This window comes from Mesorhizobium sp. M7A.F.Ca.CA.004.04.2.1 (genome assembly GCF_004022825.1).
Classification (GTDB): Bacteria; Pseudomonadota; Alphaproteobacteria; order Rhizobiales; family Rhizobiaceae; genus Mesorhizobium.
Genome location: NZ_RZPH01001316.1, coordinates 1 through 1,332, shown reverse-complemented (window position 1 = coordinate 1,332; position 1,332 = coordinate 1). Strand labels below are relative to the sequence as shown.

Genomic DNA, 1,332 nt, shown 5'->3' with positions numbered 1-1,332 from the left:
GAAGACGCCGATCCAGGTCCGCCATGACGGCAAGCGCCACATCCTCGTCGAAGGCCTGCACCGGCTCGAGGCGGCAAGGTGGCTCGGCGAGACCGAGATCGAGGCTTATCTGGTGCAAGCCAAGCGCCACTGACGCATCGAGTTTCTCGGCGCAGAAGTTTTTATCGAATGCCTTGGCGATTGGCTCGAACCCTGATCGCTTCGTCATCCACGGGCGGAGCAAGGAGCGCAGCGACGCGGCGCAGACCCGAGGATCCATGCCGCGACTCCAACGCGTCACGACGGTGCGGAATTCTTGCTCCGCTGCATTCCTCGACAACGGTCGCGGCATGGATCCTCGGGTCTCCGCGACGGAGCTCCGCTCCTGCTCCGCCCGTGGATGACGAAGGTGGGGAACGCCTTGGGCCCATCGAGACGGTGCCGACATTTTTTCACTGGCCGATGTCGGTTTGCGGTTCATCGGCTCGTCCTTGGGACGGAAGCCAGATCAAACGCAGGACGCCATCATGACCATCAAGCTCGACATCGCCCCCACCAATGACCGTGAACTGGTTCTCGCCCGCATCATCGATGCACCGCGCGAGAACGTCTATCGCTGCTGGACCGACCCGAAACTGATTACGCGCTGGTTCTCGCCAAAGCCGTGGACGACGCCGCGCGCCGAGATGGATGTGCGCACCGGCGGCTCGAGCCTTGTCGTCATGGCTAGCCCGGACGGCAACGAATTCCCCAACCCGGGAGTCTTCCTCGAAGTCGTTCCCGGCAGGAAGATCGTCCTCACCGACGCCTACACAGAGGCTTGGCAGCCTTCGGAAAAGCCGTTCATGACCGTCGCGCTGACCTTCGAGGACGAGGGCAACGGCAAGACCCGCTACATCGCTCGGGTCAGGCACTGGAGCGTCGCCGACCGCGAACAGCATGAGAAGATGGGTTTCCACGAGGGTTGGGGACAGTGCGCCGACCAGCTCGAAGAACTCGCCAAAACGCTTTGATCCGCATGACGCTCTGATACCGGCATGACGAGAGGAGATCGATATGTCCAAAACCCTGTTTTTCGCCATTCTTGCTTCGGTTGCAGCGCTCGTTGGCTGCCCAGGCACCACCAATGCGGAGGAGACAAAACCCGCCATGACGACTGAGACGAACGCACTGCCGAAGCCGGAAAAGTCCGGCCTGCTGCCGATCAACGGCCTGAATTATTATTATGCCATCTATGGCAAGGGCGAGCCGCTGCTTCTGCTGCATGGCGGTCTCGGCACCACGGATATGTTCGCGCCGATCCTGCCGAAACTTGCCGAAAACCGCACCGTCATCGGCGTCGACCTGCAGGGT

General features: G+C 61.6%; 2 protein-coding genes and 1 pseudogene. All 3 read left to right on the top strand.

Going from position 1 to position 1,332, the window contains the following annotated elements:
* Positions 1–133: ParB N-terminal domain-containing protein (locus tag EN893_RS39940; protein WP_164901388.1), on the top strand; the 133-nt coding region annotated here is incomplete at its 5' end.
* Positions 134–506: 373 nt separating this feature from the next.
* Positions 507–992, top strand: coding sequence for an SRPBCC family protein (locus EN893_RS34175; RefSeq protein ID WP_127269871.1), 486 nt, complete (start codon positions 507–509; stop codon positions 990–992).
* A 43-nt stretch (positions 993–1,035) separates the two neighbouring features.
* Positions 1,036–1,332, top strand: a pseudogene (locus EN893_RS34170) (alpha/beta hydrolase); the annotation flags it as partial.

Coding starts and splice junctions, on each gene's coding strand:
- EN893_RS34175 (WP_127269871.1), top strand. CDS start 507: ATGACCATCAAGCTCGACATCGCCCCCACCAATGACCGTGAACTGGTT.